General features: G+C 53.2%; 13 protein-coding genes and 1 other RNA gene. All 14 read left to right on the forward strand.

The features are described from left to right. Positions 1-174 precede the first annotated feature (174 nt). Complete coding sequence (gene purB / locus HMPREF1508_RS07315) at positions 175-1,629, forward strand: adenylosuccinate lyase (protein ID WP_044960850.1); 1,455 nt, start codon at positions 175-177, stop codon at positions 1,627-1,629. A 189-nt stretch (positions 1,630-1,818) separates the two neighbouring features. Beyond that, positions 1,819-3,171, forward strand: a complete 1,353-nt coding sequence (gene gdhA / locus HMPREF1508_RS07320) for an NADP-specific glutamate dehydrogenase (RefSeq protein WP_044960852.1) — start codon at positions 1,819-1,821, stop codon at positions 3,169-3,171. A gap of 166 nt (positions 3,172-3,337) precedes the next feature. Then, positions 3,338-3,592, forward strand: a complete 255-nt coding sequence (gene secG / locus HMPREF1508_RS07325) for a preprotein translocase subunit SecG (RefSeq protein ID WP_006905904.1) — start codon at positions 3,338-3,340, stop codon at positions 3,590-3,592. A 271-nt stretch (positions 3,593-3,863) separates the two neighbouring features. Continuing rightward, positions 3,864-5,993, forward strand: coding sequence for a ribonuclease R (gene rnr, locus HMPREF1508_RS07330; protein ID WP_044960889.1), 2,130 nt, complete (start codon positions 3,864-3,866; stop codon positions 5,991-5,993). A gap of 7 nt (positions 5,994-6,000) precedes the next feature. Beyond that, positions 6,001-6,471: an SsrA-binding protein SmpB gene (gene smpB, locus HMPREF1508_RS07335; protein WP_006905902.1), complete on the forward strand. Its 471-nt coding sequence runs from the start codon at positions 6,001-6,003 to the stop codon at positions 6,469-6,471. Positions 6,472-6,594: 123 nt separating this feature from the next. After that, positions 6,595-6,941: a transfer-messenger RNA gene (ssrA, locus tag HMPREF1508_RS10000) on the forward strand. 86 nt (positions 6,942-7,027) lie between these two features. After that, positions 7,028-7,708, forward strand: a complete 681-nt coding sequence (locus tag HMPREF1508_RS07340) for a response regulator transcription factor (RefSeq protein ID WP_044960853.1) — start codon at positions 7,028-7,030, stop codon at positions 7,706-7,708. A 22-nt stretch (positions 7,709-7,730) separates the two neighbouring features. Then, positions 7,731-9,221: a sensor histidine kinase gene (locus HMPREF1508_RS07345; RefSeq protein WP_044960855.1), complete on the forward strand. Its 1,491-nt coding sequence runs from the start codon at positions 7,731-7,733 to the stop codon at positions 9,219-9,221. Between the two features lie 12 nt (positions 9,222-9,233). Continuing rightward, entirely contained in the window at positions 9,234-9,842 is a 609-nt protein-coding gene (gene hisH, locus HMPREF1508_RS07350) for an imidazole glycerol phosphate synthase subunit HisH (protein ID WP_044960856.1), read from the forward strand. A 2-nt stretch (positions 9,843-9,844) separates the two neighbouring features. Continuing rightward, complete coding sequence (gene hisF / locus HMPREF1508_RS07355; RefSeq protein WP_044960858.1) at positions 9,845-10,606, forward strand: imidazole glycerol phosphate synthase subunit HisF; 762 nt, start codon at positions 9,845-9,847, stop codon at positions 10,604-10,606. Positions 10,607-10,722: 116 nt separating this feature from the next. Further along, complete coding sequence (ung, locus tag HMPREF1508_RS07360; protein WP_044960860.1) at positions 10,723-11,397, forward strand: uracil-DNA glycosylase; 675 nt, start codon at positions 10,723-10,725, stop codon at positions 11,395-11,397. A gap of 296 nt (positions 11,398-11,693) precedes the next feature. Then, positions 11,694-12,407 carry an IMP cyclohydrolase gene (locus HMPREF1508_RS07365; RefSeq protein WP_044960862.1) on the forward strand — a complete coding sequence of 238 codons (714 nt, stop codon included), beginning with the start codon at positions 11,694-11,696 and terminating at the stop codon, positions 12,405-12,407. A 52-nt stretch (positions 12,408-12,459) separates the two neighbouring features. After that, the gene (locus HMPREF1508_RS07370) at positions 12,460-13,641 is read left to right on the forward strand and encodes a phosphoribosylaminoimidazolecarboxamide formyltransferase (protein WP_044960864.1); all 1,182 of its coding nucleotides are present in this window, start codon (positions 12,460-12,462) and stop codon (positions 13,639-13,641) included. Between the two features lie 180 nt (positions 13,642-13,821). Next, the gene (gene pckA, locus HMPREF1508_RS07375; RefSeq protein WP_006905893.1) at positions 13,822-15,426 is read left to right on the forward strand and encodes a phosphoenolpyruvate carboxykinase (ATP); all 1,605 of its coding nucleotides are present in this window, start codon (positions 13,822-13,824) and stop codon (positions 15,424-15,426) included. The last annotated feature ends 158 nt before the right edge of the window (positions 15,427-15,584 follow it).

Consider the following 15,584-nt stretch of genomic DNA (forward strand, 5'->3'; position numbering starts at 1 on the left):
CTGAGGTCAGATATTGATGCCTGAGGACAGATATCGATGCCTGAGAACAGATATCGATGCCTGAGGACAGATGCTGATGACTGAGGACAGATATTGATGCCTGAGGACAGATGCTGATGCCTGAGTAAAGATATTGATGCTTGAGGAAAGATGTTATAGAAAAAAGGAGACACGATGAGCACAGATCGATATGAGAGCCCCCTGTCACAGCGCTATGCCAGCAAGGAGATGCAGTATATTTTCTCCCAGGATATGAAGTTCTCCACCTGGAGACGCCTGTGGATTGCTCTGGCGGAGACAGAGATGGAGCTTGGCCTGTCCCAGGACGGCAAGCCAGTTATCCGCCAGGAGATGATCGATGAGATGAAGAGTCACGTCACGGATATCAATTATGACGTGGCAAGAGAGCGCGAGAGAATTGTCCGACACGATGTAATGAGCCATGTCTACGCCTATGGGAAGCAGTGCCCCAAGGCGGCCGGCATTATCCATCTGGGAGCGACCTCCTGCTATGTCGGCGACAATACTGATATTATTATTATGCGCGACGCTCTGAGACTGATTCGAAAGAAGCTGATCAATGTCATCGCCCAGCTGACAGACTTCGCCGACCGCTATAAGAGTCTGCCCACGCTGGCTTTTACCCATTTTCAGCCCGCTCAGCCCACGACTGTCGGAAAGAGGGCGAGTCTCTGGATCAACGAATTTGTGATGGATTTAGAGGATCTGGACTATGTGCTGGCCAGTCTCAAGCTGCTGGGCTCCAAGGGAACCACAGGGACCCAGGCTTCCTTTTTGGAGCTCTTTGACGGCGATCAGGAGACCATCGATAAGATTGACCCCATGATTGCCCAAAAGATGGGATTTTCTTCCTGCTATCCGGTATCCGGTCAGACCTATTCCCGCAAGGTGGACACCCGCGTGATCAATATTCTGGCGGGAATCGCGGCCTCCGCGACCAAGATGACCAATGACATCCGGATGCTGCAGCATATGAAAGAGGTGGAGGAGCCCTTCGAGAAGAGCCAGATCGGTTCCTCCGCCATGGCCTATAAGAGAAATCCCATGCGGTCCGAGCGCATCGCCTCCCTGTCCCGCTATATCATTGCGGATGCCTTAAACCCCGCGATCACCTCGGCCACACAGTGGTTTGAGAGGACTCTTGACGATTCCGCCAACAAGCGCCTGTCGATTCCCGAGGGCTTCTTGGCCTGTGACGGAGTTTTGGATCTCTGCATCAATGTGGTGGATGGACTGGTTGTCTACCCGAAGGTCATCGAGAAGCATCTGAGAGCGGAGCTTCCCTTCATGGCGACGGAGAATATCATGATGGACGCCGTCAAGAACGGCGGCAACCGGCAGGAGCTGCATGAGCGCATCCGCCAGCTCTCCATGGAGGCCGGAAGGACAGTCAAGGTAGAGGGGAAGGACAATAATCTCCTGGAGCTGATTGCGGCTGACAAGAAGACCTTCGGCATGGATCTGTCCGATCTGGAGAGTCACATGGAGGGGATCCGCTATGTCGGGCGAGCCCCCCGTCAGGTGGAGGTCTATCTGCGCGATACCGTCCGGCCAATCCTTGACGCGAATGAAGACCTTCTGGGGCTGACGGCGGAGATCAATGTCTGAGCCTCAGGTCCTCTGAGAAGAATAATCCGACCGTATGCACAGGACGTGATTAAAATAAATCAACCGATTTCAGGCGCTTTTCCCCGTCAAATCATTAAAATACGCAAAACGAAGAAGAGGCGAATTGGATATAATAGGGTGCGCAGGCAAGTCAGGTGCTTGCCTTGCTAAAAAGAAAGGAAGGTGGCCATGAAGTTTCAGTCTACATATCTGCAGGGCATTTATGATGGTCTGGTCGAGAGAAACGGGGAACAGACGGAGTTCCTCGAGGCGGCGGGAGAGGTATTAAGCTCTCTGGAGCCTGTTGTCGCAGCCAACCCCAGGCTGGAAGAGGAAGGGGTCATTGAGCGCCTGGTTGAGCCGGAGCGGGTGATCATGTTCCGTGTTCCCTGGGTGGATGACGCGGGAAAGGTACAGGTGAACCGCGGTTATCGTGTCCAGTTTAACTCGGCAATCGGTCCTTATAAGGGGGGCTTGCGCCTGCATCCCTCTGTCAATTTGTCCATCATCAAATTCCTGGGCTTTGAGCAGATCTTCAAGAATTCTCTGACCACCCTGCCCATTGGCGGCGGCAAGGGCGGATCCGACTTCGACCCGAAGGGCAAGTCCGACCGTGAGGTCATGCGTTTCTGCCAGTCCTTCATGACGGAGCTGCAGAGACACATCGGTCCGGACACCGATGTTCCCGCCGGAGATATCGGCGTGGGAGCTCGTGAGATCGGCTATCTCTACGGTCAGTACAAGAGGCTTCGCAACGAGTTCACAGGCGTTTTGACCGGCAAGGGCCTGGCCTATGGCGGATCTTTGGCCCGTACCGAGGCGACCGGCTATGGTCTCTGCTACTATACCCAGGAGATGCTTTCTGTCATGAAAAATGACTCCTTCAAGGGGAAGACGGTTGTGATCTCAGGGTCCGGGAATGTAGCGATCTACGCGGCGCAGAAGGCGACAGAACTGGGAGCTAAGGTAGTGACGATGTCTGACTCCAACGGCTATGTCTATGATCCTGAGGGAATTCAAGTCGACGTCGTCAAGCAGATCAAAGAGGTCGAGCGCGGACGGATTAAAGAGTACGCCAAGCGCGTGCCCTCCGCCGAGTATCATGAGGGCTGCTCCGGCGTGTGGACGGTTGCCTGCGATATTGCCCTTCCCTGCGCCACGCAGAATGAGCTGTCTGAGGAATCCGCCAAGACCCTGATTGCCAACGGCGTGATGGCAGTTGCGGAGGGAGCAAATATGCCCTCTGTGCCGGAGGCGGTCGAGGCCTTCCAGAAGGCAGGTGTCCTCTTCGGACCGGCCAAGGCGGCGAATGCCGGCGGCGTGGCCACCTCAGCCCTGGAGATGTCACAGAACTCCGAGCGCCTTCACTGGACCTTCGAGGAGACAGATGAGAAGCTTCATGGAATTATGATCCAGATCTTCCACGCTTCCTACGATGCGGCCAAAAAGTACGGCATGGACGGAAATCTGGTTGCCGGAGCCAACATCGCCGGATTTGAGAAGGTCGCCGAGGCCATGCTGGCTCAGGGGATCGCGTACTAATTCTGTTTTCGAGCCCCTTTTCAAGCTTGCAGGAATCACCTGTCTTGAGGATACAGATATTCCCATCCTCTTGAGGGCCTTTGACAGGAAGTCTTTGCTGTGCTATATTGCTTTTTGTTGTGTGCGGATGGATAGAATCCCTTTTGACAGAAGAGGAGTTTAGGAAATGATCGCGGTTTTAAAGACGGTTCTGACGGTGATTTTTGTCATTGTCTGCATTGTTTTGAATATTGTAATCTTGAGCCAGGAGGGCAAGGACGCGGGACTGGGTTCTCTGAGCGGCCAGGCTTCCAACACAGATTCCTACTGGAGCAAGAACAAGGGGCGTTCCCGGGAGGGCGTTCTGATCAAGCTGACTACGATTTTGGTCATTGTGTATTTTGTTGTATCCGCAGCCTTGAATATGGGGCTTTTCAACTGAGAAAACGGGTTATTTTCGAGGGCTGTCAGATTCAGGCCGATCATCCTATCTCGCATGTGCATGCTTGTACAGCCGCGAATGGTGGTGGTCGGCTTTTTGATTCGGGACAGCCGTATATTTTCAGGAGTGACAGGTGACAGATCACAGAACAAGAAGAAATCATAGATCCAATTCCTCTGGTTTTCACCGCGATGGAGGAAGAGGAGCCAGCGCAGGGAGAAGAGGAACCGGCGCAGGGCGGAAAGGGACGGCGCGCAGGGAAGAGACCGAGGTGGATGAAGAGCTGAGTCGGATCCGTCATAAGCTCTTTTCCTTTATCTGCGACGACATCTATGTGCCGATGAAAGCCAGGGAATTAGAGCATCTGCTGGATGTTCCGGCGGATAAGAAGGAGATCTTTGAGCGGGCCTTGGATGATCTTGTCGCCATGCGAAAGATTGAGATCAATGAACAGGGCAGATACCGCAAATCAACGGCAGCGCCCATGGAGGGAACCTTTATTGCCAATGCCAAGGGATTTGGCTTTGTCACGGTAGAGGGCCAGGACGAGGATTACTTCGTGCCGAGAGACTATGTGGGCGGGGCATTCCATGGAGACCTGGTGCAGATTTCCATTGTAAAGCGCGGAGATGACCAGGGACATCGGGCGGAGGCCAAGGTGACCAGGGTTTTAAGCCGCGGCATTACGAGTCTGGTCGGAAGCTTTGAATTGAGTCGCCAGGGGACCTTCGGCTTCGTGGAGCCGGATCTCAGGAAAATTCCCGGGGATATCTTTATCCCTGCCTCTCAGACTAAGAACGCGATAACGGGAGATAAGGTTTTAGTCTCTATTACAGATTACGGGGCCAAAGACAAGGGACCGGAAGGAGCTGTCACAGAGATTATCGGACACAAGGGAGACAAGGGGGTGGATGTTTTATCCACACTGCGCGCCTATGAGATTCCCATGGATTTTCCTGAGCCTGTCCTGGAAGAGGCGGACCGGCTTGCGATTCCTGTGCCAAAGGAGGAAATTGCAAGGAGGAGGGATTTGCGGAAAATCCCTATGGTGACCATCGACGGGGAGGACTCCAAGGATCTGGATGACGCAGTCAGCCTTGAGCGAGAAGGGGACGGCTATCTGCTGGGGGTTCACATCGCGGATGTCTCCCACTATGTAAGGGAGAATTCGGCTCTGGACAAGGAGGCCCTGAAACGGGGAACCTCCGTCTATGTGGTGGACCGGGTGGTTCCCATGCTGCCGACGGCTCTCTCTAATGGAATGTGCTCTCTCAACGAGGGAGAGGATCGGCTGACCCTTTCCTGCCTGATGCATTTGAATTCCCTGGGACAGGTTGTCGATTATGAGATCTTAGAGTCGGTTGTCAATATTGACCGAAGAATGACCTACACGAAAGTCCAGGCAGTTCTGGACGAGGATCCGAAGGCTCTGAGAGACTATGCCGATTTCGCGGACACCTTTCGTCTGATGCTGGAGCTGTCCGAGAAGATCCGGGCGATTCGGACAGCCAGAGGGGCGATTGATTTCGACTTTCCCGAGACAGATATTATCCTGGATGAGAACGGGAGAGCGGTTGATCTGAGACAGCATCCCAGAAATCAGGCGACCATGCTGATCGAGGACTTTATGCTGTCAGCCAATGAGTCTGTGGCCAGAGAGTTTGCCCGGCGAGAGATCCCCTTTCTCTACCGGACCCATGATAAGCCGGACGCGGAGCGCCTGCGCAATTTAAAGACCTATCTGGGAGCCCTGGGTTATGTCATGCATTCGGATCCTCAGAGGATCCGCCCGATTGAGATTCAAAATATCATGACTCAGATCGCCGGCAAGCCGGAGGAGAAGACCATCTCAACGATTGTCCTAAGGTCGATGCAGCAGGCCAAATACACTACGGACTCGATCGGCCATTTCGGCCTGGCCGCCAAATACTACTGCCATTTCACATCCCCCATCCGACGCTATCCGGATCTGATCATCCACCGCATTATCAAGGAGAATCTCGCCGGGAAATTCTCTCCGGAGCGGGCGGCTCACTATGAGGATATCATGCCTACGGTGGCGGTAGAGACTTCCAGACTGGAGCGACGGGCTGTCGAGATCGAGCGGGATGTGGATCACATGAAGAAGGTGGAGTACATGGGGGGGCATGTGGGAGAGACCTATGACGGCTGCGTGTCGGGCGTCACGGGCTGGGGGCTCTATGTGGAGCTGCCCAATTCCGTCGAGGGGTTGATTCCCGTCTCCACACTGACAGACGACTACTATGAATTCTCCGAGGACACTTATGAGTTGATCGGAGAGCGCTTTCACCGGCATTTTAAGCTCGGTCAGTCTGTGCGGGTTCTGGTGTCTTCCGTGGACGCCAGGGCCTCCACCATTGATTTTGAATTGATAGGATAGGTGAGCGATGGCAGATACGAGTCATGTGCATTTGATCGCCAACAACAAGAAGGCCAGACACGAATATTTTCTGGATGAATTCTACGAGGCCGGCATTGAACTGGCCGGCACGGAGGTCAAGTCTCTTCGCATGGGCAAATGCTCCATTAAGGAGGCGTGGGTGCGCATTCAAAACGGAGAGGTTTTCCTCTACCAGATGCATATTTCGCCCTATGAGAAGGGGAATCTCTTCAACCGGGATCCCCTGCGCCCCAGGAAGCTCCTTTTGCACAAGGCGCAGATCCGCAAGCTGGAGCAGCAGATCAAGACCAAGGGCTATACCATTGTACCTGTACGGGTCTACTTCAAAAAGAGTCTTGCCAAGGTGGAGATCGCTTTGGCCCGGGGCAAAAAGCTCTATGACAAGAGGGCGGACTTAGCCAGGAGAGATCAGGAGCGCCAGGCTCAAAAGGAATTTAAAATCCGAAATCTCCGCTAGAAGCCGAAGGTGAAGGAAGTGTGTATTTGGCAGGGCATTCTTGTTTTTGCGAATAAATACATGTAAGATAATTCTGGAGCACGGTTGTATACGGAATCATCTGTAGAGTTCCGTTGCCTAACAGGGCTAGCAAAGGTTTCGACAGGGATCCTGCAGCTGGTGAAGCGAGCCGCATGGCGATGCGTTAAATGGCCAAATTAAATTTAAACGCTAAGAACAACTCTTTAGCAATCGCAGCCTGAGGGCTGTAACCCTCTTCTGATTCACCTGCGTGTCAGGGGCCGGGTTTCAAAAAGAGCAGGAAACGACATGCCCAAAGCTTTGAGGGCATGGGCGTAAAATGAAGCTACCAAGACCGCAAGGATGTCTGCTTCCGGGCGGCGGAGGGAATTTATAAAGAACAGACTACGCTCGTAGAAGAACAGGGAACGGGTTTTTGGACAGGGGTTCGATTCCCCTCTAGTCCATCAGGGATCTGGTTCAAGTAACGACTTGGATCCGGTCCCCTTTTCTTTATATTATTCATGGCAATTGAATGCCCTATGAGGAGGAAACCATGGCATATCAGAAAATCATGGTCGTTGATGATGAGATGCGTATCCGCAAGATTGTCCGCGACTTTTTGGTCAGGGACGGCTATGACGTCGTAGAGGCCCAGGACGGAGAGGAGGCCTTAGACCTCTTTTACCAGGATCATGAGATCGGACTGATTATCTTAGACGTCATGCTGCCGAAGCTCAGCGGCTTTGATGTGGCCAGAGAGATCCGGGAGACGTCCAAGGTGCCGATCGTCATCCTGACGGCCAAGTCCGATGAGCAGGATGAGCTGCAGGGCTTTGATATTGGGGTTGACGAGTACATCTCCAAGCCCTTTTCTCCCAAGACGCTCGTGGCGCGGGTACAGGCGATTCTGCGAAGAAGCGGCGTCGAAGAGCAGGCCAAGCTTCTGGAGGCCGGGGGGATCCGTCTGGATTTTGTCGCGCATACGGTGACCGTCGACGGCAGGGAGATTATGCTGTCCGCCAAGGAGTTTGAGCTTCTGGCCTACTTTATGGAGAACAGGGGAATCGCCCTCTCCAGAGAAAAAATCTTAAATTCGGTCTGGGACTACGACTACTTCGGAGACGCCAGAACCATTGATACTCATGTCAAGAAGCTCCGCGCCAAGATCGGCGAGAAGGGAAGCTATATCCGCACGATCTGGGGAATGGGATATAAGTTTGAGGTCAGTGAGTAAGGTGAGGCAAGAGGATCTGGTCGTGAAAAAGAAGAGGATCTGGACAGGAATCAACCAAAAAATTGTCATCATCTTTCTGGTTGTCATCAACGGATTAATTGTTCTGACATTTTTGATCAACTTTTTCTTGCTCAAGGATTACTACGCGCGCAATAAGGTGGGAAATCTGGAGAAGGTCTACGGTATCTTCGAGGATCAGTCCAGGGACGGTCATATCTATTCCCCGGACTACCGCCTGCAGTTTGAGCAGATCTGCGCCAACTTCAACCTCGACGCTGTGGTTACAAGCGGCAGCGGAGACCTCCTTTTATCATCCATGGATGAGAGCTCAGCCATCCCGGGAAGCCTGCGCAAGGTTTTAGCGGAGAACAGGGATCTTCCGGTCCCGTCCACAAGTGACGAGAATCCCAGTTCCCGTCAGATTCGCGTTGCGGATTCACACACACACGAGGAATACCTGGTTCTGATCGGACGATTCACTGACGGCAATTTCATTGTGATTCGAAGCGGGGTGGAATCGCTCAAGGAGGCGGCCTTCATTCTGCGCAAAACCCTCTTCATCGCGGGAACGATCTCCGTGATTTTATCTGTTCTGGTGGGAGGACTCGCCGCCCGCATGATCACCGAGCGGATCCGCCGCATGCAGAAGCTGGCCCGGCGGATGTCTGACCTGGATTTTGACGCCAAGTACCAGCGGACAACAAATTATGACGAGCTGGATGATCTGGGAGAGAGCTTAAATGAGCTCTCCGGGAAATTGCAGACAAGCATCGGTGAACTGAAGACGGCCAACAACGATCTGAAGAAGGGGCTTGAGATCCGTGACAAGCAGGAGAAGATGCGCAGGGAATTCCTCTCCAACGCCTCTCACGAGCTCAAGACGCCCATCGCGGTCATCCAGGGATACGCGGAGGGTCTGCAGGATGGGATCGCGCAGACGCCGGAGGATATTCAATTTTATACGGAGACCATTTTAGATGAGGCGAATCGCATGAATCGCCTGGTTCGGCAGATGATTAATCTCAATACCCTGGAGTATGGGAAAAATATGGTTTCCATGGAGCGTTTCGATCTCATGGCCTCCGTCCGGTCCCTCGTCGCTTCGCAGAAGATTCTCGCGAGCGGAATGCGGATTGATATCGAGCCTGAGAATGAGCCGATTCATATTTGGGCGGACCCTACCATGACCGAACAGGTGATCAGTAATTATCTGAGCAATGCCATTCACTACTGCGGAGGCAGGAAGGAGATTCGCCTGCGGGCCAAAAGAGAACCCAAAAGAGTCCGCTTCTCGGTCTTTAATACAGGAGACCCCATTCCTGAGGCCGCTCTTGACCACCTCTTCGAGAAATTCTACAAGGTGGACAAGGCCAGAAGCCGCGCCTACGGGGGATCCGGCATCGGTTTATCTGTCGTCAAGGCGATCTCCGAGTCCTTTCAGCAGGAGTGCGGAGTCATCAATCATAAAGACGGCGTGGAGTTCTATTTTACTTTTGATACGACAAATGCCTGACAGGAGAGAATTATGCTGGCAATCATCGACTATGACGCCGGGAATATCAGAAGCGTTGAGAAGGCCTGCCGGGCTGTCGGCTCACAGGCTCTTCTGACGAGGGATCCTGAACGAATCCTGTCAGCGGATCATATTATCCTGCCCGGGGTCGGATCCTTTGGCCAGGCGATGGAGCGTCTTCACTCCTATGGACTGGTTCCGGTCATCCAGGAGGCGGTCGCAAGAGAGATCCCCTTCCTGGGAATCTGCCTGGGGCTGCAGCTGCTCTTTTCCTTCAGCCAGGAGAGTCCGCGAGTCAGTGGACTTGGACTTTTGCCGGGCGGTATTTATCGGATCCCCGAACAAAAGGGGGTTAAGATTCCCCATATCGGCTGGAATTCTCTGTCTTTTCCCAGAGAGGGAAGGCTCTTTTACGGGCTTAAGGAAGAGGATTATGTCTACTTCGTCCACTCTTACTATCTGAGGGCCAATGATCCATCCATCGTGACAAGCACAACACAATACGGAGGGGTGCGGATGGACAGCTCCGTGGAGAGAGGAAAGCTCTTCGCCTGTCAGTTTCACCCTGAGAAGAGTTCTCATGTAGGGCTGCGGATTCTGCGCAACTTTCTGGAGGTGTGACCATGTTTACCAAGAGGGTGATCCCCTGCCTGGACGTCAAGGACGGCCGGGTGGTCAAGGGGGTGAACTTTGTTGATTTAAGGGACGCTGGAGATCCGGTCGACATTGCCAGGGCCTACGACGCGGCCGGGGCGGATGAGCTGGTCTTTCTCGACATCACGGCCTCCAGTGATCAGAGGGCAACGGTGATCGATATGGTAAGAGCGGTCGCCGCCGAGGTCTTTATCCCCTTTACCGTAGGCGGAGGGATTCGCAGTGTGGACGATTTCAAGTCCCTTCTGGCGGAGGGGGCAGACAAAATCTCCGTCAATTCCGCGGCGATCGATCATCCCGAGCTTCTGACCCAGGCGGCGGATAAATTCGGGAGTCAGTGCGTGGTTCTGGCGATTGATGCCAGGCGAAGGGAGGACGGATCGGGCTGGGAGGTCTATCAGCAGGGCGGGCGTCTCAACACCCGTATGGATGCCGTGGCCTGGGCGAAAGAGGCGGCCGATCGCGGGGCCGGAGAGATCCTTCTGACCTCGATGGACTGTGACGGGACGAAAGACGGCTATGATATCTCCCTGACCAGGGCGATCGCGGGGGAGGTTTCGGTTCCGGTGATCGCCTCCGGCGGCGCCGGGAGGAAGGAGCATTTCTATGATGCCCTGACAAAGGGCGGGGCGGACGCGGTTTTGGCGGCCTCTCTTTTTCACTATGGAGAACTGGAGATCCGGGAATTGAAGGAATATCTCCGGGGACGGGGAATCTCTGTGAGACTGTAGGGCCTGTAGCATTTCTCTGAGAGATGCATGCTTTTGCCTAAGAGACGAGGAGAAGGATTTTTCCTGAGGAATTAGGGCTCCGACGATGCTAGTGTGGATTTTAATCAGGAGGTTGTATGGCGGCAATTGAAAACGACTGGCTCCCGGCTCTTGAACCGGAATTTCATAAGGATTACTACAGGAAGCTCTATCTTCGCATGAAGGAGGAGTACCACAAGTATGTTATTTATCCCCCCTCTGAGGAGATCTTCAATGCCTTTCACTTAACCCCCCTTTCCAAGGTTAAAGTGGTGATCCTGGGACAGGATCCCTATCATGAGCCGGGACAGGCACAGGGACTCTGTTTTTCCGTCAGAAAGGGCGTTCGCATCCCTCCTTCCCTGGCCAATATCTACCAGGAGCTGCACACAGATTTGGGCTGTTATATTCCAAATCAGGGTTCCCTGGTCAAATGGGCCGAGCAGGGGGTTTTGCTCCTCAACACGGTTCTTGCGGTGAGGGCTCATCAGGCGAACTCTCTCAGGGGAATTGGCTGGGAGGAGTTCACAGACGCCGCGATCCGGGTTTTGAATGAGAGAAATCAGCCGATCGTCTTCATGCTCTGGGGATCGTCCGCGCAGGCCAAGGCCGCTATGCTCGATCACCCCGGACACCTGATCTTAAAGGCGCCTCATCCCAGTCCCCTGTCCGCCTACCGGGGTTTCTTCGGCTGCGGGCATTTCTCCAAGTGCAACGAGTATTTAAAAGAGCAGGGGCTTGAGCCGATCGACTGGCAGATTGAGAATATCTGAGGAAATTGCCCCAAGAAAGAAAAAGATATCAGGGAAATTGAGTAAAATTCTGTCCGCGTTTGCGGGCGGAATTTTTTGAATGATGCGATCAGGGAGGGGGGCGGAAAGCTGACGTATTTGCGGGCGGAATTTTTTGAATGACGCGATTAGGGAGGTGGCGGAAAGTTGACGCGCCCACGGGCGGAAATTTTACTTATAAGCGGAGTCTGCGCGCAGTATTAATATTCGGAATAAGTGAAAGAGGGGATCATTGTCTATAATAGTGGAGTAGCTCAGTCTCAAGCAGGAGGATTTCAATGAAGATACGTTCACTGAAGAGAGAACTCGCGGGCAATTCCTACCCCGGACGAGGGATTATCTTAGGCAAGTCCGAGGACGGCAGGTCCGCCGTCGTCGCTTATTTCATTATGGGACGAAGCGAGAACAGCAGGAACCGGATTTTTGTGGAGGAGGAAGGCGGAATTCGCACACAGGCTTATGATCCGTCCAAGCTGGAAGATCCGAGCCTGATTATTTACGCGCCGGTTCGCCTGCTGGATAATACCTTGATCGTCAGCAACGGGGACCAGACGGATACCATCTATGATGGAATGAGGGCGGGCAAAAGCTTTGAGGAAGCTCTGAGAAAGAGATGCTTTGAGCCGGACGCCCCCAACTATACCCCGCGTATTTCTGGACTGCTTGAACTGGAAGAGGACGGATGCGCTATCTCCCTGTCGATTTTAAAGAGTCACAATGGAAATCCGGACCAGTGCGACCGTCAGACCTATTGCTATGACAAGCCCTTTGTGGGCGAGGGCTACTTTATTCACACCTATCAATCCGACGGAGACCCCCTCCCCTCCTATGAGGGAGAACCCACCCTCCTAGCTCTGACCGGGGATATTGACAGTCTGGCAGAGGAGATTTGGTCTTGTCTTGACGAGGACAACAGGGTCTCTCTCTTTGTCCGCTATATCAATCTGAAAGATAAGAGCAGCCAAACCAGAATCATCAACAAGAATAGCTGAATGAGTCTTTGATTTCGAATTGTAGAAGAATGCCAGGATAAAGGAGAGTGAAATGAAGGAACTGGAACTGAAATACGGATGCAACCCCAATCAAAAGCCCTCGCGCATTTTCATGGAAAACGGCTCGGATCTGCCGGTTACCGTCCTCAATGGAAGACCGGGCTATATTAACTTTCTGGACGCCCTGAACGGATGGCAGCTGGTCAGCGAGCTCAAGCGGGTGACCGGGATTTCGGCAGCGAGCTCATTTAAGCATGTCTCTCCGGCGGGGGCGGCTCTTGGCCTTCCCCTGAGCGATACGCTCAGGAAAATCTACTGGGTGGACGACATGGATATCGACTGGACTCCGCTGGCAAATGCCTATGCCAGAGCCAGAGGGGCGGACCGCATGTCTTCCTTTGGAGATTTTATCGCCCTGTCTGACGAGTGCGATGTCTCTACGGCCCTGCTGATCAAAAGAGAGGTCTCTGACGGGGTGATCGCCCCCTCCTATTCAAAAGAGGCACTTGCGATTCTCAGGGAGAAGAAAAAGGGCAGCTACAATATCATTCAGATCGACCCCTCCTATGTCCCGGCGCCTCTTGAGGTCAAACAGGTCTATGGCATCAGCTTTGAGCAGGGGAGAAATGAACTGAATATTGACGAGACCTTCTTCGACCACCTGGTCTCCGCGAACAAGAATCTGCCTGCGTCGGCCAAACGCGATCTGGCGATCAGCATGATCACTCTCAAGTACACCCAGTCCAATTCCGTCTGCTATGTCAAGGATGGGCAGGCGATCGGTATCGGGGCAGGCCAGCAGTCCAGAATTCACTGCACCAGACTGGCGGGCCAGAAGGCGGACAACTGGTGGCTGAGGCAGAATCCCCGGGTCATGAGGCTTCCCTTCCTCGATGGCATCAAGAGAGCGGATCGGGACAATGCCATTGATCTCTATATCGGCGATGAGTATGAGGACCTCCTTGCGGATGGCGCCTGGCAGAAGGTATTTACGAGCAGGCCCCCGGCCTTTACGGCAGAAGAAAAGAGGGCATGGCTGGCCGAAAACCATGGGGTCGCTCTGGGCTCGGACGCCTTCTTCCCCTTCGGAGACAACATTGAGAGAGCGCATAAGTCCGGTGTGTCCTATGTGGCGGAGCCAGGCGGATCCATCCGCGATGACAATGTGATTGCCTGCTGCGATAAGTACGGCATGACTTTGTCCTTTACCGGAATCCGTCTCTTTCACCACTGATCGGTCATCCATATATGTTCACAGCTCTTTCATCACTCTTTTTTTCGGGCGATTGAAAATGAAATGACTCTATGTATAATGGTAATTGATGCGTCTTTCTGATCCATATTGAGATGTATTCCGAAGACGAAGCTGTTTTCGGCGGTTGCTTATCCATTCCAGATAAGAAAGAGGTTTAAAATGGCAAATGTAGATTTAACAAAGTATGGCATCACGGGTACGACCGAGATTGTCTACAATCCTTCCTATGAGCAGCTCTTTGCCGAGGAGACCAAGGAGTCTCTTGAGGGCTATGAGAAGGGGACAGTGACGGAGCTTGGAGCCGTTAATGTCATGACAGGCATTTACACCGGCCGCTCACCCAAAGATAAGTTTATTGTTATGGATGAGAATTCCAGGGATACGGTCTGGTGGACTTCTGAGGAGTATCCGAATGATAATCACCCCGCCTCTGAGGAGGCCTGGCAGGCAGTCAAGGAGATCGCCAAAAAGGAGCTCTCCAATAAGAGACTCTTTGTGGTCGACGGTTTCTGCGGCGCCAACAAAGAGACCCGTATGGCAGTTCGTTTTATCGTAGAGGTCGCCTGGCAGGCGCATTTCGTACGCAATATGTTCATCAAGCCGACAGCGGAGGAGCAGGAGAATTTCGAGCCTGACTTCGTTGTCTACAACGCCTCTAAGGCAAAGGTTGAGAATTACAGAGAACTGGGTCTGAACTCCGAGACCGCTGTCCTCTTCAACATCACTTCCCGCGAGCAGGTCATTGTCAACACCTGGTACGGCGGCGAGATGAAGAAGGGAATGTTCTCCATGATGAACTATTTCCTTCCCTTAAAGGGCATGGCTTCCATGCACTGTTCCGCCAACACCGATCTGAATGGTGAGCATACCACCATCTTCTTCGGCCTGTCCGGCACGGGAAAGACTACCCTGTCGACTGATCCCAAGCGTCTTCTGATCGGCGATGATGAGCACGGCTGGGACGACAATGGAGTCTTTAATTTCGAGGGCGGATGCTATGCCAAGGTAATCAATCTTGACCCCGAGGCGGAGCCTGACATCTACGGAGCCATTAAGCGCGACGCTCTCTTAGAGAACGTAACGGTTGATGAGAACGGCAAGATTGACTTCGCGGATAAGAGCGTGACGGAGAATACGCGTGTCTCTTATCCCATCAACCATATCAAGAGCATTGTAAAGCCCATCTCTCACGGCCCTGCCGCCGAGAATGTCGTCTTCCTGTCAGCAGACGCTTTCGGAGTACTGCCTCCGGTATCCATTCTGACTCCCGAGCAGACCAAGTATTACTTCCTGTCCGGATTCACCGCCAAGCTTGCCGGTACAGAGCGCGGGATTACCGAGCCCACACCCACCTTCTCCGCATGCTTCGGTCAGGCTTTCCTGGAGCTGCATCCCACCAAGTACGCAGAGGAGCTGGTCAAGAAGATGGAGAAGAACGGAGCCAAGGCATACCTGGTCAACACCGGCTGGAATGGTTCGGGCAAGCGCATTTCCATCAAGGACACCCGCGGCATCATTGACGCCATCCAGAATGGCGACGTCAACAAGGCGCCCACCAAGAAGATTCCGGTATTTGACTTTGAGGTTCCCACGGAGCTTCCCGGAGTAGATCCTGCCATCTTAGATCCCCGCGATACCTACGCGGACGTTTCTGAGTGGAATACAAAGGCCGCTGATCTGGCCGCAAGATTCCAGAAGAATTTCAAGAAGTATGAGAACAATGAGGCTGGCAAGGCCTTAGTTGCTGCAGGCCCCAAGGCCTGACCCTCTTTCTCCCGCGAAATAAGGTGGGAGAGGATACTGTGAATTCCCGCCCGGGTCAGTACCTGTAACAAAAATATTAATAAAAACCGCTGTAGCCCGTGATTGTGATATGCTCCCCATATGGTAGACATTGGAAATATCCAAAATCCACCATATGA

This window comes from Shuttleworthella sp. MSX8B (assembly GCF_000524295.1).
Taxonomy (GTDB): Bacteria; Bacillota; Clostridia; order Lachnospirales; family Lachnospiraceae; genus Shuttleworthia; species Shuttleworthia satelles.